The sequence below is a fragment of the Brevundimonas sp. Br13 genome (assembly GCF_055391505.1).
This window is the reverse complement of the sequence record NZ_AP044008.1, coordinates 2,488,310-2,512,325: the sequence shown is the minus strand read 5'-3', so window position 1 is coordinate 2,512,325 and position 24,016 is coordinate 2,488,310. Positions and strand designations below refer to the sequence as shown.

Genomic DNA, 24,016 nt, shown 5'->3' with positions numbered 1-24,016 from the left:
CTTACTTCACCACATACGGCAGGAGGGCCAGATAGCGGGCGCGCTTGATGGCCTTTGCCAGTTCGCGCTGCTTCTTCTGGGAGACGGCGGTGATGCGCGAAGGCACGATCTTGCCGCGTTCGGAGACGTAGCGCTGCAGCAGCTTGACGTCCTTGTAGTCGATCTTCGGCGCATTGGCGCCCGAGAACGGGCAGACCTTGCGGCGACGATAGAAGGGGCGGCGGCCGGCGGAGCCGGAGCCGGCCGGGGCGCCCGGGGTGGGGGCAGTCGTGTCGGTCATGATCCGGTTTCCTTATTCGGCGTCTGCGGCGTCGGCGTCGTCACGCGGGGTGCGCTCGCGTTCACGCTCGCGTTCGCGCTCGCGGCGGGCCAGAAGCGGCGACAGTTCCAGGTCCAGTTCCTCGACGCGGACGGTCAGCCAGCGCAGCACGTCTTCGTTGATCGACAGCTGACGCTCGACCTCGGCCATGGCGGCGGGAGGGGCGTCGACGGCCAGCAGCGAATAGTGAGCCTTGCGGTTCTTCTTCACGCGGTAGGTCAGGTTGCGCAGACCCCAGTACTCGATCTTGGCGACGGAGCCGCCGCCTTGCACGATCAGGTCCTTGATGGTGTCGTTCAGCGCTTCGGCCTGTTGCGCCGAGATGTCCTGGCGCGTCATGACCGTGTGCTCGTAAAGAGCCATGCGGTAGTCTCCCTTGTAGGCGTCGGCGCGGAAACGACCGGGTAAGTCGATCTCCACGATGGCTCCTGGCGCGGCGGCGGGACCGGTTGTCCAACCCTTTGGCGTTCCGCGTCAGGACCGAAGCCCTGGAAAGCGGGGGCGTATAGGGGAAAAGGCGGGAACTGGCAAGGACGGCGGGCGTCGGGGGTGAAAAGCGCCTGTGAGCAGGAGGCGAGCCTTCACCGCGCGCCTCGGCGCACGTCTCACTCACTAGCGCTTTTCGCCAACCGCCCCTAAACCACCCCCCATGCCGAAGCTGACGTCAGCGGTCGATCCGCAAAGCCCCAAGTACAAGTCCCTGCACGCGCATAACAGCGCCCTGGTCGCCGAACTTCGCGACCATGTGGCCAAGGCCGCGCGCGGCGGCTCCGACAAGGCGCGCGAGCGTCACGTCGCCCGCGGCAAGTTGCTGCCGCGGGATCGGGTGGAGCGGTTGCTCGACCCCGGTTCGCCTTTCCTGGAGATCGGCCAACTGGCCGCCCACGGCATGTATGACGGCGAAGCGCCGGGCGCCGGCGTCATCGCCGGGATCGGGCGGGTCTCAGGGCGCGAGGTCATGATCGTCGCCAACGATCCGACGGTGAAGGGCGGCGCCTACTTCCCCATGACGGTGAAGAAACACCTGCGCGCCCAGGAGATCGCCGAGCAGAACCGTCTGCCCTGCGTCTATCTAGTCGATTCCGGCGGGGCCAACCTGCCGCACCAGGCCGAGGTGTTTCCCGACCGCGACCATTTCGGCCGCATCTTCTTCAACCAGGCGCGGATGAGCGCCAAGGGCGTCGCCCAGATCGCCTGCGTCATGGGCCTGTCCACCGCCGGCGGCGCCTATGTGCCGGCCATGTCGGACGAGACCGTGATCGTGCGGAACCAGGGCGCCATCTTCCTGGCCGGCCCGCCGCTGGTGAAGGCCGCCACCGGCGAGGTCATCTCGGCCGAGGAACTGGGCGGGGCCGAAACGCACGGCCGCCGCTCGGGCGTGGTCGATCATGTCGCCGAGAACGACGAACACGCGCTGGAGATCGTGCGGTCGATCGTCGCCAATCTGAACACGACCAAGGCCGTGGAGATGGATGTGCGCGAACCCCGCGCGCCGGCCTTCGATCCGGCCGAACTGTATGGGCTGATCCCGGAGGACGTCCGCGCGCCCTATGACGTGCGCGAGGTCATCGCCCGTCTGGTCGACGGCTCGGAGTTCGATGAGTTCAAGGCCCTGTACGGCTCGACCCTGGTGTGCGGCTTCGCCCGCATCTGGGGCTATCCGGTCGCCATACTGGCCAACAACGGCGTCATCTTCTCCGAGAGCGCCCAGAAGGGCGCCCACTTCATCGAACTGGCCTGCAAGCGTAAGATTCCGCTGCTGTTCCTGCAAAACATCTCGGGCTTCATGGTCGGCGGCAAATATGAGGCGGGCGGCATCGCCAAGGACGGCGCCAAGCTGGTGACGGCCGTCGCCTCGGCCGAGGTTCCGAAGTTCACCGTCCTGATCGGCGGCAGCTTCGGGGCGGGGAACTACGGCATGTGCGGCCGCGCCTATTCGCCGCGCTTCCTCTTCACCTGGCCCAACAGCCGGATCGGGGTCATGGGCGGGGAACAGGCGGCCAGCGTCCTGGCCACCGTCCACCGCGACGCCGAGACTTGGTCCGCCGAGGAGGCCGAGGCCTTCAAGGCGCCGATCCGCCAGAAGTATGAGGACGAAGGCAATCCCTATTACGCCACCGCCCGCCTGTGGGACGACGGCGTGATCGACCCGGCCCAGACGCGCGACGTGCTCGGGCTGGCTATATCGGCGAGCCTGAACGCCCCGATCCCGGAGACGACCTTCGGCCTGTTTAGGATGTAGCATAAGACAGCTGTACTTCTCGCAGGGCGCCTCATATCGTCGGTCTATCAGATTTGGGGATCTTTTATGCCGACGGTTACGCCTGCCCAAGTTGCAGCCAAGCTGGCTCCAATCCTTCGCTTGCATTCTCAGGATCCGCATCGGCCGATAGCTGTCGAGACATTTCTCAGCCGCTGCCAGTTGGTCAGCGGTAGCGGAGAACTTTCATCCGGGGGCGCTGACTTACCCTCAGGCATGTCCGTTCTCGACGCCGGGCCGATGACTCCGGATAAGTTGAAAGCGGGATCCTCCAGCACTGCCTTCGGCGGTGGAGAGATCGACAATATTTCATTGTTTCCTCTTCCGGCTGCGCCGGGCTCAGCACCGGTCGCTGATTGGAGCTGGGTGTCGCTTTGGCAAGGTTATTTCAGCGATATAGGCGAGCTTCTCCCCTCGTCTCCGTCGGTGATCCCCGTATCCGACCCTCATTTCTATAACTATCAGCTCGAAACGTTCTTAGGTCAGCATGGACCTACAAATAGAACGATCACCGCGCCGATGTACGTCCGCATCGCAATGCGGGACGACTACTATCTTATTTCTTACTTCGGCTTCTTTGCATATAATGGGGGGCTGGGTCCGCAGACGTCTTACGCCTCACGGCCGCTGGGTTCGGGCTCCGGATTCGGCGCTCACATAGGGGACTGGATTCGTCTCACCGCCAAGGTGAAGATCAATCAGGACAAGGTGTCGTTGCTCTATGTCGATTATGAAGCCCATGGCGATCCCAACATTGTCACATCTTCGAATTTTTCAGACCTGACGCTTGACCAAGTGCCTCGTCTGAACGGCTATGCGGCTTGGCACAGCCATGAGCTTTACACGACCGCCGGCGTCCATATGAGGACGGAGACCGGCTTTACGGCGAACGATTATACAGACGATGTGGGGCCAGTCTGGGACACGGCGCCGAACCTCACCTTCATTTCCGATGATGGCCCAGCATGGGTTTTCTACAACGGCTTGTGGGGCGCCAACATCACCGTGTCCGGCTTCATTCAAAACTATCTCAAGAACGGGCCGCAGGGGCCGGCATTCCACTGGTATTGGACCTCCGAAACGAAAGACGGCCAGTCGCCGATCGTGCAGTGGAGGGACAATCAAGCTCCGCAACTGCCTCCCACCACCGGCGTGAACTGGAGTCTCTCGCCAGGGACTTACGTCTATCCACGCACGCCGATTACGGCCTCGTGGGCGGCTGTGCCACAGGCCACATCATATGTGCTCAACCTGTATAGGAACGACGCCTGCATTCTGACAACAACAGTGTCCGGCACGCAGTTCACCTATAATATAACCGGCCCCGATATGTACTTCAGTCTGACCTTGGAAGTCATCGCCATGGGCCTCAACACCCAGCCAGGCGTGCCGTGTCGGTCCAGCTCCTTCTATTGCGGCAACTCCACGGGCTAGTTTCCCATGAAGGCTGAGCGAGTTGGCGATCGAATCGAGGAGGGTTGCGTTTCCGTTTGACGTGGAGCGCGTTAGGCTCTCGTCAATCGAATATCCGAGATCAAGACATGGCCGATCAACCGAACGACGCCGACATCAACGCCCTGGACGTCACCGACGCGGAGGCGGCGGAGATCAACAGCATCGCCCATCCCCTGGTCGCGGACCCCGCGCCGGATGCGAACGATGATCTGGTTCGGATCGACGCCACGACCGACGGCGTCGTCTTCGTCACCCTCAACCGGCCGGAAAAGAAGAACGCCTTTGACGCCGCCACCATCGCCGCCCTGCATGAGGCGTTCGAGACCCTGCACGGCGCCGACCATGTGCGCGCGGTCTTCATTCGCGGGGCGGGCGGAACCTTCAGCGCCGGGGCCGATCTGAACTGGATGCGTGACGCGGCGGACTGGTCCGAGGCCGACAATCGCGACGACGCCCTGGGGCTGGCGCGGATGCTGAAGGCCCTCCACGACGTCCCCGCCCTGACCTGCGCCGTCGTCGAGGGCGCGGCCATGGGCGGCGGGGCCGGAATCGTCGCCGCCTGCGACATGGCCGTGGCGGTCGAGGGCGCGCGTTTCGCCTTTTCCGAGGTCAAGCTGGGCCTGATCCCGGCCACCATCGCCCCCTATGTGATCGAGGCCGTCGGGGCCCGCCGCGCCCGCCAACTGTTTCTGACCGCCAACAGTTTCGACGCCGACTACGCCGCCCATGCGGGACTGATCGACCTGGTCCTGCCCCAGGGTTCGGTCGATGAGTTCATCACCATGTTGACCGACAGCCTGGGCGGCAATGCGCCCGGCGCCATGGGCGAGGCCAAGCGGCTGGTCAACGACATCGCCGGCCACAGGATCGATCACGGCCTGATGGACGATACGGCCCGACGGATCGCCCGGGCGCGCGTCTCGGCCGAGGGGCAGGAGGGGGTTCGCGCCTTTCTGGACAAGCGCAAGCCGAGCTGGACGGTCTGACCGCCATCGCCTTGATGCCGCCAGAAAAGCCGTGCGGTATAGCCCGGCTTGAAGCCTCCATTCCTTGGATGACGATGAAGACCCGACCGATCGTGCTCGTCGCCGCCCTGGCCCTTTCGGCCTGCGGCAATCCCACCTCGACCAAGGCGCAGGAGGGCGAGTTCGCCCAGCCCACGCGCACCGCCCCCAGTGATGCGGCGGGGATGAAGTCCAGCTTCGCCCCTGTGGTGCGCTCGGCCGCTCCGGCTGTGGTCAATATTTCGGCGCGCAGCGTGCAGCGGGTTCAGGTCGATCCCTTCTTCCAGTTTTTCGGCGGCGGCATCCCCCAGGCGCGGGTGGCCGAATCCGTGGGGTCGGGGGTCATCGTCCGGTCGGACGGGATCGTGGTGACCAACAACCACGTCATCGACGGCGCCCAGCAGATCAAGGTGGTGCTGAACGATCGGCGCGAGTTTCCCGCCACCGTCATCCTGGCCGACGAGCGCAGCGACATCGCCGTGCTGCGGCTGGAGAACGTCAGCGACCGCCTGCCGGTCCTGGCCATCGACGATCAGGAAGAACAGCAGGTCGGCGATCTGGTCCTGGCCATCGGCAATCCGTTCGGCGTGGGCCAGACGGTGACCAACGGCATCATCTCGGCCCTGAATCGGACCGAGACGGGCATTTCCGACTCAGGCTCCTTCATCCAGACCGATGCGGCCATCAACCCCGGCAATTCGGGCGGGGCGCTGGTGGACATGGACGGCGACCTGATCGGCATCAACACCGCCATCTTCTCGCGCTCGGGCTCGTCGGCCGGGGTCGGCTTCGCCGTGCCGGCCGCCATGGTCAAGCGGGTGGTCGACAGCGCCCTGGGCGGCGCCAAGACGGTGGTGCGGCCCTGGCTGGGGGTGAAGGGCGACACGGTCACCGGCGACATCGCCGGCAGCCTGGGCCTTTCCCGCCCGCAGGGGCTGGTGGTCACCGACGTCTATCCGAACAGTCCCGCCGCCCGTGCGGGGGTGCGTCAGGGCGACGTGATCACGGCGATCGACGGCCAGGAGATCAACGACCAGGGCGGGCTGAACTACCGCATCGGCTCCCGCGCGCCCAATGATCAGGTGCAGGTGGCCATCCTGCGCGACGGGCGGGTCCAGACGCTGACGGCGCGGGTGCAAACCCTGCCGGGCGAGGCTGATCCCGACAAGGGCGTGATGATCCAGACCGGACCTTTCGCCGGCGCTGAGGTCGTGGCGCTGAACCCGGCCCTGGCCGACCGCCTGGGCGGCGATCCTTTCGCCTCTGGCGTCATCGTCACCGGCGTGTCGGGCCGGGGCTACGCCGCGCGTGCGGGCTTCCGCCAGAACGACCTGATCGTCAGCATCAACGGTCGCCCCATCGCCACGGCGCGCGACGTCGAAGCCGCCGGGGCCGGTCGCGGCCCATGGGAGGTGGTCATCAATCGCGGCGGTCGGCAAATCCGAGGCGTTCTGCGCTAGGCCGCTCCGCCATGGGACAAAAAAAGGTGTCCGATGTGTCCGATCTGTCCGACGGGTTTCATTTTTAATGAGAAATGTCCAGACGCCGATCGGACTGTCCGGCGGCCGCCGCGCTCTGCTCCTTCTGCGATGTCAAAGACCGGGCGTCATTATAGGGGCCTCGGGAGGGGCGCCGGACAATTCGGCGGGCGAAGCCGCAAGCCGTTGAAACAAGGAGCGGGTTTTCGCGATCTCGGACGAGAAGCCCAGGGATGGCCGGCAGGCAGAGGGTTGGGGATCAAGCGCTGCGAGGGCTCTCGCTGACCGGACGGGGCGAGAGCCTGATCGTCTCAACTCTTCGTCGGCCCGCCGATCGACCAGGTATGGCCGAAGGGGTCGCGCAGGACGCCGTAGCGGTCGCCCCAGAACTGGTTCGCCATGTCCATGACCGGCTCGGCGCCCCCGACGGTCAGGGCGCGGGTCCACCAGGCGTCCGGGTCTTCGACCTGAAGGTGCAGGGTCACGCCGGCGGGGCGGACGTCTTGGCTGCCCGTATATTCCGGGAACTCGTCGTTCAGCATCAGGCTGGCGCCGTTGATCCTCAGATGGGCGTGCATCAACCGTTCCCCGTCGTCCGCCAGCCGCCGATCCAGCACTTCCGCGCCGAAGGCGATGGTGTAGAAATCGACGGCGGCGGCGGCGCCCCGCGACGGAATGGTCAGGTGCGGGGTCAGGCCGCCAGTCGGGCCTTGGTTCGGATGGGCGTCGGTCATAAGGGCTCTCTGTGGCGCTGACCCATACTAACGGGTGAAAACCGCTTTAGGCACGACTACATAGGTCGCAATGAGCGACCTTTTTGAAGCCTCCGGCATCCTGCCCCCCGATGCGCCCCTGGCGGACCGTCTGCGACCGCGCACGTTGGAGGAGGTGGTGGGCCAGGATCATCTGTTGGGACCGGGCGGTCCGATCCGGCGGATGATCGAGGCGGGGCGGCTGGGCTCGATGATCCTATGGGGGCCGCCGGGCACCGGCAAGACCACCATCGCCCGGCTGCTGGCCCAGGCTGCGGGCTACGAATACCAGTCGATCAGCGCCGTCTTTTCCGGGGTCGCCGACCTGAAGAAGGCGTTCGAGGCGGCGCGGATGCGGCGGGCGGCGGGGCAGAGCACCCTGTTGTTCGTCGACGAGATCCACCGCTTCAACCGCGCCCAGCAGGACGGCTTCCTGCCCTTCGTCGAGGCGGGGATCGTGACCCTGGTGGGGGCCACGACCGAGAACCCCAGTTTCGAACTGAACGGGGCCCTGCTGTCGCGGTCCCAGGTCTATGTGCTGAAGCGGCTGGACGATGCGGCCCTGGATCAGCTGCTGGCGCGCGCCGAGGCCCATATGGAGCGGCTCCTGCCGCTGTCGCCGGAAGCGCGTCAGGCCATGCTGGCCCTGGCCGACGGCGACGGCCGCTATCTGCTGACCATGTCCGAGGTGCTGTTCGACCTGCCCGCCGGCGAAACCCTGGACGTCCAGGGCCTGGCGGGGGTGCTGCAACGCCGTGCGCCTGCCTATGACAAGTCGCGGGAAGAACACTACAACCTCATATCCGCCCTGCATAAATCGGTGCGGGGATCAGACCCGGACGCCGCCCTCTATTGGCTGGCGCGTATGCTGAACGGGGGCGAGGATCCGCTGTATCTGGCGCGGCGCATCGTGCGGATGGCGGTCGAGGACATCGGCGAGGCGGACCCCCTGTCGATCCTGGTCGCCAATGCGGCCAAGGATGCGTATGACTTCCTGGGCAGCCCGGAGGGCGAACTGGCCCTGGCCCAGGCCGTGGTCCACCTGGCCACAGCGCCCAAGTCGGTCGGGGTGTACGAAGCCTTCAAGGCGGCCAAGAAGGCGGCCTATGAGACCGGCTCGCTGGCGCCGCCCGCCCATATCCGCAACGCCCCGACCAAGCTGATGAAACAGCTGGGCTACGGCAAGGGCTATCAGTACGACCCGGACACGCCCGAAGGCTTTTCCGGCGCCGACTTCTTCCCCGACGAAATGGAGCGCCGCACCTTCTACAAGCCCAAGGGCGAGGGGCATGAGGAGAAGGTCAAGGCGCGGCTGGAGCGCTGGGCCGAGATGCGGGCGCGAATGGCCAAAGAGGGGGCGGTGGACGGGGCGGGGGACTGACCTCTAGAAGCCCCCGATGACCACCCGCACCCCCGTCGCCCTGTCCGAGGATGAGATCGCCGCCGTCCGGTCGTGGGTGATCCACGAGGACGCCCATGTGATCGCCTTCTCCAAGCCGTCGGGCCTGTCCAGCCAGGGCGGGCGGATCAAGGCCCATACGCTGGATGATCTGCTGTGGGCCTTCGCCCGGTCCAACGGAAAGCGGCCGGAGCTGGTGCATCGGCTGGACCGGGACACCTCGGGTGTGATCCTGGCGGCCAAGACCAAGCCGGCGGCGGGCTTTCTGGGCAAGGCCCTGCAGATGCGGCGGTTCCGCAAAACCTATCTGGCCCTGTTGTCCGCCGCGCCGGAGCCGAGGTCTGGCAGTATCGACGCCCCGCTGCGGCGCGAGGAAATCGGGCGCGAGTCCTATGTGCGCGTCGTCGCCTTCGACGCGCCCGGCGCGCAAGGGGCGCAGAGCCGCTATCGGACCCTGGCCGCCAATGATCAGGGGGCGGTGGTCGAGCTGGAGCCGCTGACCGGTCGGATGCACCAGTTGCGGGTCCATATGGCCCATCTGGGCCGTCCGCTGATCGGCGACGTCCGCTACGGCGGCGCCCTGACGACAGAGGTCGGGCCGGCGCCGCGCCTGATGCTGCACGCCGCCAAGCTGAGCTTCCCCCATCCCGAAGGCGGGACCACCACGCTCGAGGCGCCGCCGCCCGCGGACTTTGCGGGTTTGCGCGCGGCGCTTGGCCTGTAGTGGGGCCTCTAGTCTGGGCCTCTGGACGGAACGCTCCGGCTCAAACAACGCTATCTCAGCCAAAGGAGACCCCGCCATGAAGCGCCTCGCCGTTCTCAGCCTCGCCGCCTCGACCTTGGCGCTTGCGGCCTGCGCCAGTCTGGCGCCCTACGGCGCCCAGCGCGGGCCGGGCGGTCAGGGCTATTCCGACCAGAGGATCGAATCGAACCGCTATCGGGTGACCTACAACGGCGTGGGCGCCCCCGGCGCCGTAGCCGACTTCGCCCTGTTGCGGGCCGCCGATCTGACGACCGAACAGGGCTATGACTGGTTCGAGGTGACCCAAAGCTGGACCGACGGCCGCCCCGGCGGCGCCGGCGGGGTGCGCCCCAGCGTCTCGATCGGCGGCGGCTCCAGCCGGTACGGCGGCTATTCCGCCTCGGGCGTCGGCGTCGGCCTGGGCCTGAATTTCAGCGGCCCCAGCCCGACCTCGACTTCTCTGGAGATCGTCATGGGACGGGGGCGAAAGCCCGATCGTCCGAACGCCTATGACGCCCGCTCGGTCCAGGCCTCCATCCCACGCTGATCAGCGCCCCCTGGTCAGGGCGCGGTATTCGACCAGCCGTTCCTTGTCGCGCCGCACCTGGTCGCCGACCGTGTTGTCCACGTCCAGCGAGGCGTAGCGGACCCAGCCGTCAGCGCCCAGCTTGTCCTGAATGGCGTTTGCCGGGGTCTGCCAGCGGAAGTAGGACAGCCAGGACACGCCGAACGCCAGAACGACGGCGACCAGTTGAAGGACGCGGAACCCGACCTCGTTCGCCTGCGGCGCCGGAAAGAGGGCGAAGGCGATGAGCCAGATCAACAGAACCGCCGGGGTGGTGATCCGCCCGAACCAGCGCATCCAGTAGCGTTCGCGCCGCACACGCCAAAGCTCCATCTGGATGAACTTCTCCAGATACTCCATCCGCGCCCCGATCCACATGACCAGACGCGTCAGATAGAGGGCGCGCTGGCCCCAGGCCTTGCCGTCCATCTGATAGGTGGTCTCGGCCTGGTCCGACAGGGCGCGGGCGTTGGTGAACAGGTTTTGCAGCTCCCGCGTCCGCAGCACGATCTCGCGCGACAGCTCATAGGAGTCGTTCTCCAGCCGGAACCGGTACTGGATGAACAGGATGGTCGAGACGCCGAAGAAAATCCCGCCCGTCACCAGCATGGCCAGCACCCCCAGACCCAGACCGGCCGGTTGGCCGCCCGCCCATTCGGCGAACAGGGTCGGCCCCATCTCGGCCAGGACGGCGAAGGCGATCAGGGCCAGGGCCTGGGTCAGCCGCTTGATCCCCACATGGACGCACAGGGCGCGGAAGATCCGCCGCCCATAGGCGTGAACCCGGCCGCGGATGTCGCGGTCCGCCGGAAACCGCTCCTCGATCTGGCGTGAGAACAGGACGTGGAAGCGGTCGGGCTTCTTCTCGTTCTCCCAGAAGGGAAAGATGTCGAGGGGCTGGTTGAAATAGAGGTCGATGTTGCCGGAGATGCGCGCGATCGCCGCGTCGTCCAGGGTGAAATAGTCGCTTTCCTGGATCGGACGCAGAACCCCTTCGTCCGATATGGCGGGGGTGTCGGTGGGGGTCGGCGTCGGCGGCGCGGCGCGCGGGGCCTCCGCCGGGGCTTCGGCCAGATCGTGCGGCTGCTCGGCCGCCGGCGCTTCGGGTTCGACGACGGGCGGCGGCGGGGTCATCGTCGGCGTGATCGCCGGGCTCTGGCTGTCTTCCTGCGACATGAAACATCCCCGACCTGAACTAGGCTGTTTCGGATATCGCCGTTAACCACGTCCGAGGGCAAGTGAAGTTTCGGTCAGACGGGCGGCGCGGGCAGGGAGACTTCGCTTTCGGCGGCGGCGGCGTATATAGGCCCGGATCATGACACGGTTTCTTCTCGTCGCCGCCGGCGGCGCCCTGGGGTCCATGGCGCGCTTCGGGCTCGGTCTCCTCGCCACGCGGCTGGCGCCCAATACGGCCTGGCCGATGGGCACCTTCGCGGCCAATATCCTGGGCGGCCTGGCCATGGGCTTGCTGGTCGGCTGGCTGGCCTTCAAGGGCGGGGCGCATCAGGAGACGATCCGCCTGTTCGCCGCTGTCGGCGTGCTGGGCGGGTTCACCACCTTCTCCTCCTATTCGCTGGAGGCGGTGATGATGATCGAACGCCGAGATTACGCCCTGGCCGCCGCCTATGTGGTCGGTTCGGTGGTCCTGGCCGTCGCCGCTCTCTTTATCGGCCTGATGGTCGCCCGCCGCGCTTTCGGAGCCGCCCTTTGACCGACCAACCGCCCGCAGACGCGCCCAAGCGCGAAGTCCTGACCCTCTATGTGGCGGAAGACGAGGACGGCATCCGGCTGGACCGCTGGTTCCGCAGGCGCTGGCCGCACCTGTCCAACATCCAGGTCCAGAAGATGGCCCGCAGCGGCCAGATCCGCGTCGACGGCGCCCGGATCAAGCCCGAGGGCCGTCTGACCGCCGGCGCCGCCGTGCGCGTGCCGCCGATTCCCGACGACACCTCGCGCCAGGCCGGCGACCCCCACACCCTGACCGAACGCGACATCGCCTTCGCCAAGTCTCTGGTCCTCTATGAGGACGACATGGTCATCGCCCTGAACAAGCCGCACGGCCTGGCCGTCCAGGGCGGCACCAAGACCAGCCGTCACGTGGACCGTCTGCTGGGCGCCTGGGGCGAGGGGATGGAGCGGCCGCGCCTGGTCCACCGCCTGGACCGCGACACCTCCGGCGTCCTCCTGCTGGGCAAGGGGCCTGAGGCGGCCAAACGTCTGGCCGGGGCCTTCGCCCGCCGTCAGGCCAAGAAGACCTATTGGGCCATCGTCATCGGCAATCCGAAACCCTATTCGGGCCAGATCGACATGCCGCTGAAGAAGACCGGCATCAACGACTTCGAGATGATGCGCCCGGCGGATCGCAAGGATCCCAAGGCCGAACCGGCCGAGACGGCCTTCAGCACCATCTCCCGCGCCTCCGATCGCGCCGCCTGGATGGCCCTGCGCCCCTTCACCGGCCGCACCCACCAACTGCGCGCCCATATGGCGGGCATAGGCCACCCGATCCTGGGCGATCCCAAATACGGCGACGACAAATCCCGCGAACTGTCCGGTCCGCTGAAGCTGCAACTCCACGCCCGCAGCATCGAACTGGACCACCCGCGCGGCGGCCTGCTCAAGGTCACCGCCCCCCTCAGCCCCGAAATGAAGGCCGGCTTCGCCCACTTCGGCTTCTCCGAGGACGAGGCGGAAGACGATCCCTTCCTGGGCGTGAAGCGAATTCGATGAGCCATATTCCCCCGCTCGACCCCATTGTCGCCGCCCGCAAGGGCTTTCGCGAAGTTCAGGAGACGGTGCGCCGCTTCTGGAGCGATGTGACCGTCGGGAGCCATTCCGACGGCGGCTGGGCCGTGCTGCTGGACGGGCGCACGCCCAAGACCCCCGCCAAGGCGCCCCTGGTGCTGCCGACCGAGGCCGCCGCCCGACTCGTCGCCGATGAGTGGGCCGCGCAGGGCGAGATCGTCGAACCCTCGACCATGCCCGCCACCCGCCTGGCCTCGACCGCGATCGACCGGATCGGCCAGGCGCGCGAGGCGGTGGCGGACGAGATCGCCGCCTACGCCGGATCGGACGTGGTCTGCTATCTGGCGGAACACCCGACGCCCCTGGTCGAACGCCAGCAACACGCGTGGGGACCGTGGCGTGATTGGGCGGCGCGCGAGATGGGAGTGGTCCTGGCGCCCGTCTCCGGCGTCATCCATCAACCCCAGTCGCCTGAGGCCGTCGCCCGGGTGAAGGCCCACGCCCTGTCGCTGGACGACTTCCGCCTGACCGGCCTGGCGACCGCCGTGCCCCTGTTCGGTTCGGCGGTCCTGGCCCTGGCGCTGGAGCAGGGCGCTCTGGAGGGCGGCGCCGCCTTCGACCTGTCGCGGATCGATGAGCGGTTTCAGGAGGAGCAGTGGGGCGTCGATGCAGAGGCTGCGGAACGCACCGAGGCGCGCCGGGCCGAGGCCGAACTGCTCCAGCGGTGGTTCGAGGCGCTGGGTTGATTTTCCAATCTGGAAACTTATGACTTGACGATATGGAAAGTCTCTATCATTTTCCATTGTGGAAAGTGAGAAAGCCGCCATGTCCCAGAACGACCCTGAAACCCACGAACAGATGCTGGCCGAGATCCGGCGTTCCCAGGACCTGGTGCGCGAGCGCGTCGGCAAGAGTTCCTGGTCCTATGACCTCGTCTATTCGGCGGTCGCGGCCGCCTTTGTCGGCGGCCAGGCTGCGCCGATGCCCTTCAACGTATTGGCCTCGGCAGCAGCGACCCTGGCCTTCGCCATCCTTTGGCGGCGATGGTCCGAGAAGACCGGCGTCAGCGTCACCGGCCTGTCGCCACGCCGCGCACGCTGGGTCGCCATCGCCCTGGGCGTCGTCTTCCTCGCTCTGGCCCTGGCCAGCGTCTATTTCGGACGGACGGGCCAGTATGTCTGGGTTCTGCCGCTGATTGCCGCCGCCTTTGTCCTCGCTCTGGTCTTCTCGCGCCTTTGGATGCGGGTTTATCGCGCAGAAACGGTGACGCGACCGTGAGCGCCCCGGTCCTGGACGCCGTCATCCACGCCCCCGGCCGTCTGCAGATCTGCGCCATGCTGTCGGCGGCGGACGAGGTCGAGTTCGGCGTGGTCCGCGACGGGATCGGCGTGTCCGATTCCGTCATGTCCAAACACGTCAAACAGCTGGAAGAGGCCGGCTATGTGAAGCTGCGCAAGGCGGCCCTGGGCGGGCGACAGCGCACCTGGCTGGCTCTGACGGGGGCGGGGCGCAAGGCCTTCGCCGGCCATGTGGCGGAGCTGACCCGGCTTGCCGGCCTGGCGGGCGTGTCAGTTCCCGGCTGACTGCCGGATCAGGGCGTCGCGCTCGTCCGGGGTCAGGTGACGCCATCCGCCCTCGGGCAGGTCGCCCAGCAGCAGCGGCCCCACGCGGATGCGGTAGAGGTCCGTGACCTCCAGCCCGACCAGTTCGCACATCCGGCGGATCTGGCGGTATTTGCCCTCGGTCAGGATGAAGCGCAGCCGCTGGGGTTCGATCTGGGTGACGCGGGCGGGCTTCAGCGGCTTGCCGTTCAGCTCCAGCCCGTGGCGCAGCTTGCCCAGCTTGGCCTCGGTGATCTGGCCGTCGACGACCACCAGATATTCCTTGTCCAGTTCGGACTGCGGCCCGATCACAGCCTTGGCCACCACCCCGTCCGACGACAGCAGCAGCAGGCCGCGCGAATCCTCGTCCAGCCGGCCGATCGGGGGCAGGGAGGCGTCGCGCGCCGGGACCTCGCCCTCGCCGACGCGGTTGGGGGCCTTCAACAGCCGCACGGCCGGGATCTTGCCGGGATCAGGCTGGCCCGAGACATAGCCGACCGGCTTGTGCAGCAGTATGGTCATGCCCGCCGCCAGGGCCGACTGGGCCGTGTCGTTCAGGGTCAGGGTCTGGCCCGGCTCGATCTTGCGGCCCGCGTCTCGCACCACCTCTCCGTCGATGGTCACCAGTCCGTCTGCGATCAGGCTCTCGGCCTCCCGGCGCGAACAGACGCCGGTCTGGCCCAGCCACTTGTTGATCCGGACCGGCGCGTCGCCGTCATAGGTGCGGGAAAAAGCCATTACGGTCCGTCGTCAAAGGATGCGGCTGTCTAGAGCATGATCGCTTCGGACGGAACCGCGAAGCCGTTCCTCCTCACCGCATCAGGCTCCAGGCGGGGCGGTCGTATGAGAAAATCGCGGGGGTCGTGAATGACCATGATCAGGACGTTCCGAGCCGGCGAAGGTTGATATTGCCGACGATCCGACTATATCAGACCTCATTCCACAAACGATGCAGATTGCGGGGCGGCCACGGCCGATCCCGATCATTTTCGTTTCTCTGGAAATTTTCCAGAAGCGTCTTCGGATTCGGCGACGCGATCTGATGACATATTGAAATTGAAAAGGAGACGTCTTGTACGCACAACGTAAATCTTCCTCCGGTCCTCGTCGTTCGAGCTATAATCGTCCCGTGCCCACCCGTCTTCGGATGGGGTTGGTGATGCGCCGGGACATGGACTTCGGTGAAATGGGCGATGTCGAGGGCGCACTGCGGGCTGAAGGTGTGGGACTGGCGCCCATTTCGACCGGCGACGCCAGTTTGGTTGCGGGCGGGGTGACGGTCTTGGCGACCGCAACCGCATCCGACATCGCCGAGGGGCGTTTGAAGGGTTTGATCGTGCCGGGCGGCGCGCAGGACGCGACGGGCCTGGCGGCCGTTCGGGCTCTGATCGATCTGGCGCGGGCAAACCAACTGCCCGTGATCGCCTTCGCCGACGGCGTGGATGTGGCGGCCGATCGTTTCGGCGTGGCCGCACAGGCGCCCGGCGCCCTGTTTAACGGCGAACAGGTCCAGCTGGTGAACGCCCGTCCGGATCTGGCGGCCGTGGTCGCCGCCCTCTGATCAGGCGCGCCTGAACAGCAGCATCAGATTGTTCGACGGCATCTGGACCCGGCGCGTCGCGACCAGCCCCTGCGACCGGGCCAGATCCTCCACGTCCTCGCGCGCCCTCAAGCCCCAGCTCGGGTTTCGCGCCTTCAGACTCTCGTCGAAGGCGGCGTTCGACGGGGACAGGGGGAGGTCGGCCTCGCGATAGGGGCCGTAAAGCGCCAAGAGACCGCCGGGGCCGCGCAGCATCCGTCCCGCCAGAACCATCAGCCCCTCGGTCGCCGACCAGGGGCTGATGTGCGCCATGTTCGCGCAATAGACCGCATCCCAAGCCGTTTCGGGACCCGCCGTCGGGGGCCATGTCGCCGGGTCGGCGGCGTCCAGCGGAAGGGGCTTCCGCAGATTCGACGGTCCATCCCGCCGCCAGGCGTCGATGCTGTCGCGCGCCTCACGGCTCGGATCACTGGGCGTCCAGGTCACGCCGGGAAGGGCGCAGGCGAAGATCAGGGCGTGCTCGCCCGATCCGGCGGCGACCTCCAGCACGCGGCCTTTCTTGGGCATATGGGCCTTCAGCACGCCGAGAATCGGCGCGGCGTTGCGACGCGCCGCCGGAGAGGACAGGGCGCCGGGCGGAAGGGCGGCGCCGTCTGTGGCGACGAGGGAATCCATGGTCTGCATCTCGATCCTGTAGACGCCGCTCGGGCTGTGGCGTCTCTTTTTCGCTTCCGGCGGGTGTCGGCTTGAACCAAATCTTAATCCATCGTTTATGACGGTTGTCAGTATTAAGCGATTGGTAACCTTATGCGACGCGCGCTTCGCACCGGACTGTTCATCGGCACGCTTTTGGGCATGAGCGCCTGCGCCGGCGCCCATGACGCCGGTCGCGCCTCGACGTCCGGCGCCTATGGGGCGATAGAGGTCGGCCGGACCGGCTGAAGATCAAGGAAAACGTGGCGTCGCGCGCAAACCTGTCATAGTATAGGCGCGCGGACGCCGAATGTCGCGCCGCGTCGGTCCCCAAAAACCCCTAGATGTTACTCATCGCTATTGCCGTCGTTCTGCTCCTTGTGGTGCTCAACGGCCTGTTCGCCATGACCGAGTTGGCCGTGGTCTCCTCGCGAAAATCCCGCCTCCAAAGCCGGGCTGAAAAAGGCGATCGCGGGGCGCGCAAGGCGCTGAAACTGTCAGAGGAGCCGACGCAGTTCCTGTCGGCGGTCCAGGTGGGCATCACCCTGATCGGCATTCTGGCCGGCGCCTATGGTCAGGCCACCATCGCCGCCGAACTGGACCATATTCTGGAAGTCAGCTTCCCGGCCCTGTCGGCCTACACGGAAATCGTGTCCACGGCCCTGGTCGTGGTCTGCATCACCTATGTTTCGCTGATCGTCGGCGAACTGGTGCCCAAGCGGCTGGCCCTCATCTTCCCTGAAACCATTGCGGCGAAGATGGCCGCGCCCATCTCCACCCTGGCCGTCGCTCTGAAACCTTTTGTTCTGCTGCTGACGGCCTCGACCTCGGGCATTCTGAAGATTTTGGGCGTCAAGGATCGTGACGGTTCGGACGTCACCCAGGAAGAGGTGGCGACGATCCTGGCCGAAGGCACCTCCGCTGGCCTGATCGAGCCCGAAGAACAGGTGATGATCGAGGAAATCCTGCGCCTGGGCGACCGGCCCGTGCGGGTGGCCATGACGCCGCGCCACGAAGTCTTCTGGATCGCCCTGGACGATCCCGAGGCGGTGTTGCGCGAAGAGATCCGCACCTGCCCCTATTCCCGGATCGTGGTGGCGCGTGAGAGCGACGTCGATAATCCCCTTGGGGTGGTGCACAAGAAGGATCTGCTGGACGCCCTGCTGACCGACGGCACGTTCGACATCGAACCCCTGGTGGCCGAACCGGCCTTTATTCCCCAATCGACCTCGGTCCTGAAGGCCCTGGAGATCCTGAAGGGGTCCCGGGTTCATATGGCCTTCATCGTCGATGAGTTCGGCGCCTTCGAAGGCGTCGTCACCGCCACCGACATTCTGGAAATGATCGCGGGCGACTTCAACGAGGGCCACGATGAAGACGACGCCTGGATTCATCAGCGCCCAGACGGCAGCTGGCTGGTGGACGGACAGACCGATCTCGACGATCTCGCCGATACCCTGGGCGAGGACTTCGGCGAGCATGAGGGTTTCCACACCGTCGCGGGCCTGATTCTGCATCAGATTTCGCGCGTCCCGGACGAGGGCGAGATTCTGCAGGTCGGCCGATTCGAGGTCGAGGTGGTCGATATGGACGACCGCCGCATCGACAAGCTGATCTTCAAGGAACTGGTGAAGGCCGAGGCCGAGCGGGAAGCCATCGCCGCCCATCTGGAAGACTGAAGCGGAACTGCGACATCGCCCTTGAAATGACGGGCGGCGTGGGGCATACGCCCCCCTCTGGCGAACGCGCGGGCCGGACGGTTCGCGCGATTGTCTAGGAGTTTAGCTCAGCTGGTAGAGCACCGGTCTCCAAAACCGGGGGTCGTGGGTTCGAGTCCCCCAACTCCTGCCAATCCCCCCTGTCGCTTCCGGATGGGACTACCCATCTGGGGCGACAGGAACAATTGTGTGAAGAGCAACTGATGGCCAAGGCCAAATCACCCGGCAAGCGGCCCCAGGCCGGCTCCAAGCCCCAGGCCGTCGCGGCCGGCGCCACCGTCGTCGTCGACCCGATCGAGCCCAAGAAGCCCCGCACCAGCCCGGCGCAGTTCTTCAGCCAGGTTCGCGCCGAGGCCCGCAAGATCGTCTGGCCGACCCGCAAGGAGACCTGGATCACCTCGGTGATGGTCTTCATCATGGTGGTGATCGCCTCGATCTTCTTCTGGGTCGTGGACACCGGCCTTGGTTTCGCCTTCCGCTACATCATCGCTCTCGGATCCTGAGAAAGACGCGCCCATGACCGATGCAGCGCCCGCAAAGCCCGCCAACCCGCGCCACAAATGGTATATCGTCAACGCCTACTCGAACTTCGAGAAGAAGGTGGCGGAGCAACTGCGCGAGCAGGCCAAGCAACAGGGGCTGGAAGACGCCTTCTCCGAAATCCTGGTGCCGACCGAGGACGTCGTCGAGATCCGTCGCGGCCGCAAGGTGAACTCGGAACGCAAGTTCTTCCCCGGCTATGTGCTGGTGAAGATGGAAATGACCGACCAGGCCTATCACCTGGTCAAGAACACGCCGAAGGTCACCGGCTTCCTGGGCGCCGCCGGCGGCACCAAGCCCCTGCCGGTCTCGGAACGTGAGGTTCAGAACATCATCGGCCAGGTGGAAGAGGGCGTCGAACGTCCCAAGCCCACCATCCGCTTCGACATCGGCGAGAAGGTCAAGGTCATCGACGGTCCGTTCGCCAGCTTCGACGGCTCGGTCGAGAGCGTCGACGAAGAACAGGCCCGCCTGCGCGTCGCCGTCTCCATCTTCGGCCGCGCCACGCCGGTCGAGCTGGAATACGGCCAGGTGGAGAAGGTCGCGGGCTGAAGCCGCGCCCCTGCCGGGATTTGAAGCCGCGTCCGACTGGGCGCGGCTTTTTTGTTGTGGCGTGTGGATCGTTTCCCGCCGTCATCCTCGGGCTTGATCCGAGGATCGGATCGTCAGTCGCATTGCGCCTCGGACGACGCACAGCCCGATCCGCATCCGGACTTCGGGTAAAGCCCGAGACGACGAAGCGGGGGATGGGAGCGCCAGTCGCGTTTGCCTTTCCAGCCCCGCTCTGTTACACGCGCGCCTTCGCTCGGCGGGCCTCGGCTCGTGGAGCGTCAAATCCGTGGGAGGCCGCCATGCCGCACCACGGCTCACCGGCTCGTCGTTCGTTCGTCGGGTCATTCATAGGAGAGACCAATGGCCAAGAAGATTCTCGGCTATATCAAGCTGCAAGTGCCGGCCGGTTCGGCCACGCCTTCGCCCCCGATCGGCCCGGCGCTGGGTCAGCGCGGCGTGAACATCATGGGCTTCTGCAAGGAGTTCAATGCGCGCACCGAGAAGGAAGCCAAGGGCACCCCGCTTCCGACCGTCATCACCGTCTATCAGGACAAGTCGTTCACCTTCGTCACCAAGACGCCCCCGGCGACCTGGTACCTGAAACAGGCCACCGGCCTGAAGTCGGGCTCCAAGCTGGTCGGTCGTGAAGTGGCCGGCAAGATCACCGTGGCCCAGCTGCGCGAGATCGCCGAGAAGAAGATGAAGGATCTGAACGCCAACGACCTGGACGCGGCGACCAAGATCATCGAAGGCTCCGCCCGCGCGATGGGCCTCGAAGTGGTGGAGGGCTAAGCACATGGCCAAGCAAACCAAGGCCCAGAAGGCCCGCACCGGCGTCACCCAAGACCTGCTGCCTTTCTCCGACGCCATCAAGCTGGCCAAGGAAAACGCCAAGGCCAAGTTCGACGAGTCCCTGGAAATCGCCGTCAACCTGGGCGTCGATCCGCGTCACGCCGACCAGCAGGTCCGCGGTGTGGTCAACCTGCCGTCCGGCACCGGCCGTGACGTCCGCGTCGCCGTCTTCGCCAAGGACGCCAAGGCCGCTGAAGCCGTCGCGGCCGGCGCCGAGCACGTCGGCGCCGAAGACCTGTACGAGAAGATCGCCGGCGGCTTCATGGAGTTCGACCGCGTGATCGCCTCGCCGGACATGATGGCCCTGGTCGGCCGTCTGGGTAAGGTGCTGGGCCCGCGCGGCCTGATGCCGAACCCCAAGGTCGGCACCGTGACCCCGAACGTCGCCCAGGCCGTCAAGGACGCCAAGGGCGGCGCGGTCGAGTTCCGCGTCGAGAAGGCGGGCATCGTCCACGCCGGCGTCGGCAAGGTCTCCTTCACCCAGGAAGCCCTGGAAGCCAACGTCAAGGCCATCGTGGACGCCCTGGTCCGCGCCAAGCCGTCGGGCGCCAAGGGCACCTATGTGAAGCGCATCAGCCTGTCCTCGACGATGGGCCCGGGCTTCAAGGTCGATCCGGCCTCGCTGGGCGCCTAGAGCCTGATCCGTTGATGAGGAACCGCTTCGCGGTTCCGCTGAAACGGTGAATCAGGCTCCAGATTGAAGCGAGAGCATGATTCACGCTTCTGTCGGAACCGCGAAGCGGTTCCGTCCGAAACGATCATGCTCTAAGCCGTCTGCGTCGAAAGACGATCGGTATCGAAGAGCGGCGGGGAGCGATCCCCGCCGCTTTTTTCTTGTCTCGAACCGGACGGCCCGGCAGGGTGGGCGTCTAACCGGGGGTTTAGGATGAGACACGTTTTCGGCGGGCTGATGTTGGCCCTGACACTGTTCTGCGCGCCGGCCGCCCTGGCCGAGACGCGCGATGACGGCGCGGCGCGGCTGGCGCTCGCAAACAAGTTCGTCTCCTTGATGCAAGGAGAGGAACTGGGCGCCGCCCTGGGTCAGATGACGTCGATGATGATGCCCGCCGAGCTCGAAGGCATGTCCGAAGATGAGGCCGCCAAGTTCCGTGCGGTCATGGGGGAGGTGACGGCGCGCATGATGCCGCGCATGTTCGAGGCCATGGCGCCGATCTACGCCGACATCTTCACTCTGGAAGAACTCCAGGCCCTGGTCGACTTCTATCAGAGCGACGTCGGCCGCTCCATGGTGACCAAGAGCTATCAAGCCGCGCCGCGTTTGGCGGAGGCGGTCCAGGCGATCATGCCGGAAATCATGGCCGAGATGGGCAATGTGCTCTGCGACGAGTTTGAATGCACAGCCGAACAGCGCCGTGAATTGAAGGCGGCGATGTCTCAAGCCGTGGGGCGGTGATTTTCAGGCGACGATCACGGGGACTGTTTCACCTGTGACCTGGAAGACGGCGGCGGATCAAGACCCGCCGCCCAGCCCTCAATAGGCCGCGGTGAAACGCGATCGCGAGTGGTTGTGCTGCTCCAACTCATCCACCATGGCGATGGCGTAGTCGGCGAAGCTGATGCGGCTCTGTCCGTCGGCGTCGACGATCAACTGATCGGTTCCCGTGCGGAAGACGCCCAGGCGCGGTCCTTCCTCGATGAAGGCCGCAGGGGAGAAGAAGGTCCAGTCGATTTCGGTCTCGCCCCGCAGATCCTCCAGGAAGGCGACGCCGGGCAGGGCGTAGGGTTTGAATTCTTCCGGAAAATCGGGAGTGTCGATCAGGCGAAGACCCGGCGCGACCTCCAGGCTGCCCGCGCCGCCGGTGACCAGAAGGCGCGGCACGCCCGCAGTCTTCAGCGCCTGAAGCAGGGTCTCGGCCTTGATGTCGTGGTGCAGGGCGCTGATCACGGCGTCGCATCCCTTGATGAGGTTCGCCAAGGCCGCAGCGTCCGAGGCGTCGCCCCCAAGCGCCGTCACGCCGGGCGCTACGGGAATGGCTTCCGGCTTGCGGGCGATCGCCACGACTGAATGGCCGCGAGAGGCCAGCTCCTTGGTGATTTCCGATCCGGCGCGACCGCTGGCGCCCAAGACTGCGATCTTCATGAAAGTCTCCATAGGTTTCCAATGGAGACCAGGTGCGTTATGGAAATCGGCTATGCAAGACGGCACCTTTCTCTCACCTGGTCACCCACTGGAAACCAGACTGCGCGGCGACGTCTTTTGCGCCGCCTGTCCGACGCGCCAGCTCCTGGATCGGATCGCCGACAAATGGAGCACCCTGATCCTGATCGTCCTGGGCGACGGGCCGATGCGTTTCAATGCGCTGAGGCATAGGATCGACGGCGTGTCCCAAAAGATGTTGAGCCAGACCCTGAAGGCTCTGGAGCGCGACGGGCTGGTCTCCCGATCGGTCGCGCCGACCGTGCCCGTGTCCGTCACCTACGCCATGACGCCCTTAGGCCGATCGCTTCTGGCGGCTCTGCAGTCGATGATAGACTGGGCGGAAACCCATATGGACGAGGTGGAGGCGGCCCAGGCCGCCTATGACGGACGCGATCATCCCTGAGTCCCACGAACCTGGTCGAACTCTTTTCGTCATCGCTTCGAACGGCGCCGCTCCGGCGGCGTTGTAGGCAGGCGAAACAAGGGAAGCGAATGTTCGGTTTGGGAAGAGCGGCGCAGGGCGCGCCGGCGGATGAGGGCGGACGCGATCCATGGAAGGGAAGGCTGGCCTTCGGCGCCGTGGTGCTGGTGGGCGTCTATTTCGCCGGCCAACTGATTGTCACGCTACACACCCTATGGTTGTTGGTTTTCGGTGCAATTCTGGCCGCGGTCGTTCTGAGGGCCCTAGCCGACCCTATCGTCCGGTGGTTCAACCTGCCCGATCCCGCTGCGGTTCTGCTGTCCCTGTTGATCGTCATTTCGATCCTGGCGGGGGTTCTGACCCTCTTTGGCGCCCAGATCGCCGAACAGATCGCGGCCCTTGTGGCGGTGCTGCCTCAGGGCTGGGATCGGGTGCAGTCCTGGATTCAGGCCCAGCCCTACGCCGCCCAACTGCTTGACCAGCTGAAGAGTCTGGGCGGACAGACGGGGCAGGCGCTGCAAGTGGCGCAGAAGTTCGCAGTGGGCTTCGCCTCCGGGGCCACCACCTTGGTTCTGGTGATGGTGGCCGGGGTTTTCCTGGCCATCGAGCCCGCCAAATCGCGCGAGGGCCTTCTGTCCCTGGCGCCCAAGACCCACCGGCCGCGCCTGCGCGAGGTGCTGAACAGCTGCGGCCGCGCCTTGAAGGGGTGGTTGAAGGCGCAGCTGTTCTCGATGGTGCTGGTCGGGGTCTTGACGGGGACGGGACTGGCGCTGATCGGCGTGCCCTCGGCGGTGGGTCTGGGGCTGCTGACGGGCGTGGCGCAGTTCGTGCCGATCGTCGGCCCCATCGTCTCCACCATCCCGGCGGTCCTGGTGGGCGCGACCCAGGGCTGGGAGACCGCCTTGATGACCCTGGGGCTTTACGTCGCCGTTTCCCAGCTGGAGAGCAACTTCATCACCCCCATGGTGCAGAAGAACGTCGCCAATCTGCCGGTGGTCCTGGGCATCTTCGCCGTCGTGGGGATAGGAACGCTTTTCGGGCCGCTGGGGGTCCTGTTCGCAACGCCCCTGGCCCTGGTTCTGCACACCGTCATCACCATGATTTACCGACAGGACATTCTGGGCGACGAGGAGGCGACGGCGCCTGGCCAAACCTGATCCCTTATCGGGTTTACCAGTGTCTTGACGCCGCCTGCCGGATGACGTTTGGGAAGATGTGG

The 24,016-nt window shown here is 66.0% G+C and carries 29 protein-coding genes and 1 tRNA gene; 23 read left to right on the top strand and 7 right to left on the bottom strand.

Going from position 1 to position 24,016, the window contains the following annotated elements; genetic code table 11:
* Position 1 precedes the first annotated feature (1 nt).
* Both rpsR and rpsF read right to left on the bottom strand, forming a co-directional pair.
* On the bottom strand, positions 2 to 280 hold the full coding sequence (rpsR, locus tag ACZ5M6_RS12350; protein ID WP_054766014.1) for a 30S ribosomal protein S18: 279 nt from the start codon (positions 278 to 280) through the stop codon (positions 2 to 4).
* 12 nt (positions 281 to 292) lie between these two features.
* Positions 293 to 682, bottom strand: a complete 390-nt coding sequence (gene rpsF, locus ACZ5M6_RS12345) for a 30S ribosomal protein S6 (protein ID WP_054766976.1) — start codon at positions 680 to 682, stop codon at positions 293 to 295.
* A 286-nt stretch (positions 683 to 968) separates the two neighbouring features.
* Here rpsF and ACZ5M6_RS12340 point away from each other — a divergent pair, with 286 nt between their 5' ends.
* The 4 genes from ACZ5M6_RS12340 to ACZ5M6_RS12325 all read left to right on the top strand — a co-directional run bounded on the left by ACZ5M6_RS12340 (position 969) and on the right by ACZ5M6_RS12325 (position 6,498).
* Positions 969 to 2,561, top strand: coding sequence for a carboxyl transferase domain-containing protein (locus ACZ5M6_RS12340; RefSeq protein WP_464158762.1), 1,593 nt, complete (start codon positions 969 to 971; stop codon positions 2,559 to 2,561).
* Positions 2,562 to 2,795: 234 nt separating this feature from the next.
* On the top strand, positions 2,796 to 4,013 hold the full coding sequence (locus ACZ5M6_RS12335; protein WP_152950545.1) for a hypothetical protein: 1,218 nt from the start codon (positions 2,796 to 2,798) through the stop codon (positions 4,011 to 4,013).
* Between the two features lie 107 nt (positions 4,014 to 4,120).
* Complete coding sequence (locus ACZ5M6_RS12330; protein ID WP_191554096.1) at positions 4,121 to 5,020, top strand: enoyl-CoA hydratase-related protein; 900 nt, start codon at positions 4,121 to 4,123, stop codon at positions 5,018 to 5,020.
* 74 nt (positions 5,021 to 5,094) lie between these two features.
* Positions 5,095 to 6,498: a Do family serine endopeptidase gene (locus tag ACZ5M6_RS12325; protein WP_464158761.1), complete on the top strand. Its 1,404-nt coding sequence runs from the start codon at positions 5,095 to 5,097 to the stop codon at positions 6,496 to 6,498.
* 329 nt (positions 6,499 to 6,827) lie between these two features.
* Here the strand turns inward: ACZ5M6_RS12325 and ACZ5M6_RS12320 are convergent, their stop codons facing one another.
* Complete coding sequence (locus tag ACZ5M6_RS12320; protein WP_464158760.1) at positions 6,828 to 7,250, bottom strand: VOC family protein; 423 nt, start codon at positions 7,248 to 7,250, stop codon at positions 6,828 to 6,830.
* Positions 7,251 to 7,320: 70 nt separating this feature from the next.
* Here ACZ5M6_RS12320 and ACZ5M6_RS12315 point away from each other — a divergent pair, with 70 nt between their 5' ends.
* From ACZ5M6_RS12315 to ACZ5M6_RS12305, 3 genes are all read left to right on the top strand, one after another.
* Positions 7,321 to 8,649 carry a replication-associated recombination protein A gene (locus ACZ5M6_RS12315; protein WP_464158759.1) on the top strand — a complete coding sequence of 443 codons (1,329 nt, stop codon included), beginning with the start codon at positions 7,321 to 7,323 and terminating at the stop codon, positions 8,647 to 8,649.
* A 16-nt stretch (positions 8,650 to 8,665) separates the two neighbouring features.
* The gene (locus tag ACZ5M6_RS12310) at positions 8,666 to 9,391 is read left to right on the top strand and encodes an RluA family pseudouridine synthase (RefSeq protein ID WP_464158758.1); all 726 of its coding nucleotides are present in this window, start codon (positions 8,666 to 8,668) and stop codon (positions 9,389 to 9,391) included.
* A 76-nt stretch (positions 9,392 to 9,467) separates the two neighbouring features.
* Positions 9,468 to 9,956, top strand: a complete 489-nt coding sequence (locus ACZ5M6_RS12305; RefSeq protein WP_409613445.1) for a CC0125/CC1285 family lipoprotein — start codon at positions 9,468 to 9,470, stop codon at positions 9,954 to 9,956.
* Here ACZ5M6_RS12305 and ACZ5M6_RS12300 read toward each other — a convergent pair whose 3' ends face one another.
* Complete coding sequence (locus ACZ5M6_RS12300) at positions 9,957 to 11,150, bottom strand: hypothetical protein (RefSeq protein ID WP_464158757.1); 1,194 nt, start codon at positions 11,148 to 11,150, stop codon at positions 9,957 to 9,959.
* Positions 11,151 to 11,289: 139 nt separating this feature from the next.
* Here ACZ5M6_RS12300 and crcB point away from each other — a divergent pair, with 139 nt between their 5' ends.
* The 5 genes from crcB to ACZ5M6_RS12275 all read left to right on the top strand — a co-directional run bounded on the left by crcB (position 11,290) and on the right by ACZ5M6_RS12275 (position 14,302).
* Positions 11,290 to 11,685 (top strand): fluoride efflux transporter CrcB, encoded by a 396-nt coding sequence (gene crcB, locus ACZ5M6_RS12295; protein WP_201462755.1) that lies wholly within the window; start codon positions 11,290 to 11,292, stop codon positions 11,683 to 11,685.
* Positions 11,682 to 12,704, top strand: a complete 1,023-nt coding sequence (locus tag ACZ5M6_RS12290) for an RluA family pseudouridine synthase (protein WP_054766003.1) — start codon at positions 11,682 to 11,684, stop codon at positions 12,702 to 12,704. Before crcB ends, ACZ5M6_RS12290 begins: the two co-directional genes overlap by 4 nt.
* Positions 12,701 to 13,465 carry an ATP12 family chaperone protein gene (locus ACZ5M6_RS12285; protein ID WP_464158756.1) on the top strand — a complete coding sequence of 255 codons (765 nt, stop codon included), beginning with the start codon at positions 12,701 to 12,703 and terminating at the stop codon, positions 13,463 to 13,465. Before ACZ5M6_RS12290 ends, ACZ5M6_RS12285 begins: the two co-directional genes overlap by 4 nt.
* A 79-nt stretch (positions 13,466 to 13,544) precedes the next feature.
* Positions 13,545 to 13,997, top strand: coding sequence for a hypothetical protein (locus tag ACZ5M6_RS12280; RefSeq protein WP_464158755.1), 453 nt, complete (start codon positions 13,545 to 13,547; stop codon positions 13,995 to 13,997).
* Positions 13,994 to 14,302: a transcriptional regulator gene (locus tag ACZ5M6_RS12275; RefSeq protein WP_464158754.1), complete on the top strand. Its 309-nt coding sequence runs from the start codon at positions 13,994 to 13,996 to the stop codon at positions 14,300 to 14,302. Before ACZ5M6_RS12280 ends, ACZ5M6_RS12275 begins: the two co-directional genes overlap by 4 nt.
* On the opposite strand, the gene ACZ5M6_RS12270 is transcribed toward ACZ5M6_RS12275, so the two are convergent.
* Positions 14,288 to 15,058, bottom strand: coding sequence for a pseudouridine synthase (locus ACZ5M6_RS12270; RefSeq protein WP_054765999.1), 771 nt, complete (start codon positions 15,056 to 15,058; stop codon positions 14,288 to 14,290). The genes ACZ5M6_RS12275 and ACZ5M6_RS12270 overlap by 15 nt on opposite strands.
* Positions 15,059 to 15,479: 421 nt before the next feature.
* On the opposite strand from ACZ5M6_RS12270, the gene ACZ5M6_RS12265 reads away from it, so the two are divergent.
* Entirely contained in the window at positions 15,480 to 15,881 is a 402-nt protein-coding gene (locus ACZ5M6_RS12265) for a hypothetical protein (RefSeq protein WP_007445689.1), read from the top strand.
* Here ACZ5M6_RS12265 and ACZ5M6_RS12260 read toward each other — a convergent pair whose 3' ends face one another.
* Positions 15,882 to 16,544: a DUF938 domain-containing protein gene (locus ACZ5M6_RS12260; protein WP_082382709.1), complete on the bottom strand. Its 663-nt coding sequence runs from the start codon at positions 16,542 to 16,544 to the stop codon at positions 15,882 to 15,884.
* Between the two features lie 123 nt (positions 16,545 to 16,667).
* Between ACZ5M6_RS12260 and ACZ5M6_RS12255 the strand changes: the two genes are divergently transcribed.
* The 8 genes from ACZ5M6_RS12255 (at position 16,668) to ACZ5M6_RS12220 (ending at position 21,629) form a co-directional block, all read left to right on the top strand.
* A complete protein-coding gene (locus tag ACZ5M6_RS12255; protein WP_255478917.1) occupies positions 16,668 to 16,802 on the top strand; it encodes a hypothetical protein in 135 nt (44 codons plus the stop codon).
* Positions 16,803 to 16,897: 95 nt separating this feature from the next.
* Positions 16,898 to 18,232, top strand: a complete 1,335-nt coding sequence (locus ACZ5M6_RS12250) for a hemolysin family protein (RefSeq protein ID WP_191554085.1) — start codon at positions 16,898 to 16,900, stop codon at positions 18,230 to 18,232.
* Between the two features lie 96 nt (positions 18,233 to 18,328).
* Positions 18,329 to 18,404, top strand: a tRNA-Trp gene (locus ACZ5M6_RS12245).
* Between the two features lie 70 nt (positions 18,405 to 18,474).
* Positions 18,475 to 18,774, top strand: coding sequence for a preprotein translocase subunit SecE (secE, locus tag ACZ5M6_RS12240; protein WP_201462751.1), 300 nt, complete (start codon positions 18,475 to 18,477; stop codon positions 18,772 to 18,774).
* A gap of 13 nt (positions 18,775 to 18,787) precedes the next feature.
* Positions 18,788 to 19,363, top strand: a complete 576-nt coding sequence (gene nusG, locus ACZ5M6_RS12235) for a transcription termination/antitermination protein NusG (RefSeq protein WP_054765997.1) — start codon at positions 18,788 to 18,790, stop codon at positions 19,361 to 19,363.
* A 360-nt stretch (positions 19,364 to 19,723) separates the two neighbouring features.
* Complete coding sequence (rplK, locus tag ACZ5M6_RS12230) at positions 19,724 to 20,155, top strand: 50S ribosomal protein L11 (protein ID WP_054765996.1); 432 nt, start codon at positions 19,724 to 19,726, stop codon at positions 20,153 to 20,155.
* 4 nt (positions 20,156 to 20,159) lie between these two features.
* Entirely contained in the window at positions 20,160 to 20,849 is a 690-nt protein-coding gene (gene rplA, locus ACZ5M6_RS12225) for a 50S ribosomal protein L1 (protein WP_054765995.1), read from the top strand.
* A 252-nt stretch (positions 20,850 to 21,101) separates the two neighbouring features.
* Complete coding sequence (locus tag ACZ5M6_RS12220) at positions 21,102 to 21,629, top strand: DUF2059 domain-containing protein (protein WP_183217161.1); 528 nt, start codon at positions 21,102 to 21,104, stop codon at positions 21,627 to 21,629.
* 78 nt (positions 21,630 to 21,707) lie between these two features.
* Here the strand turns inward: ACZ5M6_RS12220 and ACZ5M6_RS12215 are convergent, their stop codons facing one another.
* The gene (locus ACZ5M6_RS12215) at positions 21,708 to 22,316 is read right to left on the bottom strand and encodes an NAD(P)-dependent oxidoreductase (RefSeq protein ID WP_464158753.1); all 609 of its coding nucleotides are present in this window, start codon (positions 22,314 to 22,316) and stop codon (positions 21,708 to 21,710) included.
* A gap of 52 nt (positions 22,317 to 22,368) precedes the next feature.
* Here ACZ5M6_RS12215 and ACZ5M6_RS12210 point away from each other — a divergent pair, with 52 nt between their 5' ends.
* Both ACZ5M6_RS12210 and ACZ5M6_RS12205 read left to right on the top strand, forming a co-directional pair.
* On the top strand, positions 22,369 to 22,779 hold the full coding sequence (locus tag ACZ5M6_RS12210) for a winged helix-turn-helix transcriptional regulator (protein ID WP_054765993.1): 411 nt from the start codon (positions 22,369 to 22,371) through the stop codon (positions 22,777 to 22,779).
* Positions 22,780 to 22,868: 89 nt separating this feature from the next.
* The gene (locus ACZ5M6_RS12205) at positions 22,869 to 23,954 is read left to right on the top strand and encodes an AI-2E family transporter (protein WP_054765992.1); all 1,086 of its coding nucleotides are present in this window, start codon (positions 22,869 to 22,871) and stop codon (positions 23,952 to 23,954) included.
* Positions 23,955 to 24,016: the final 62 nt, after the last annotated feature.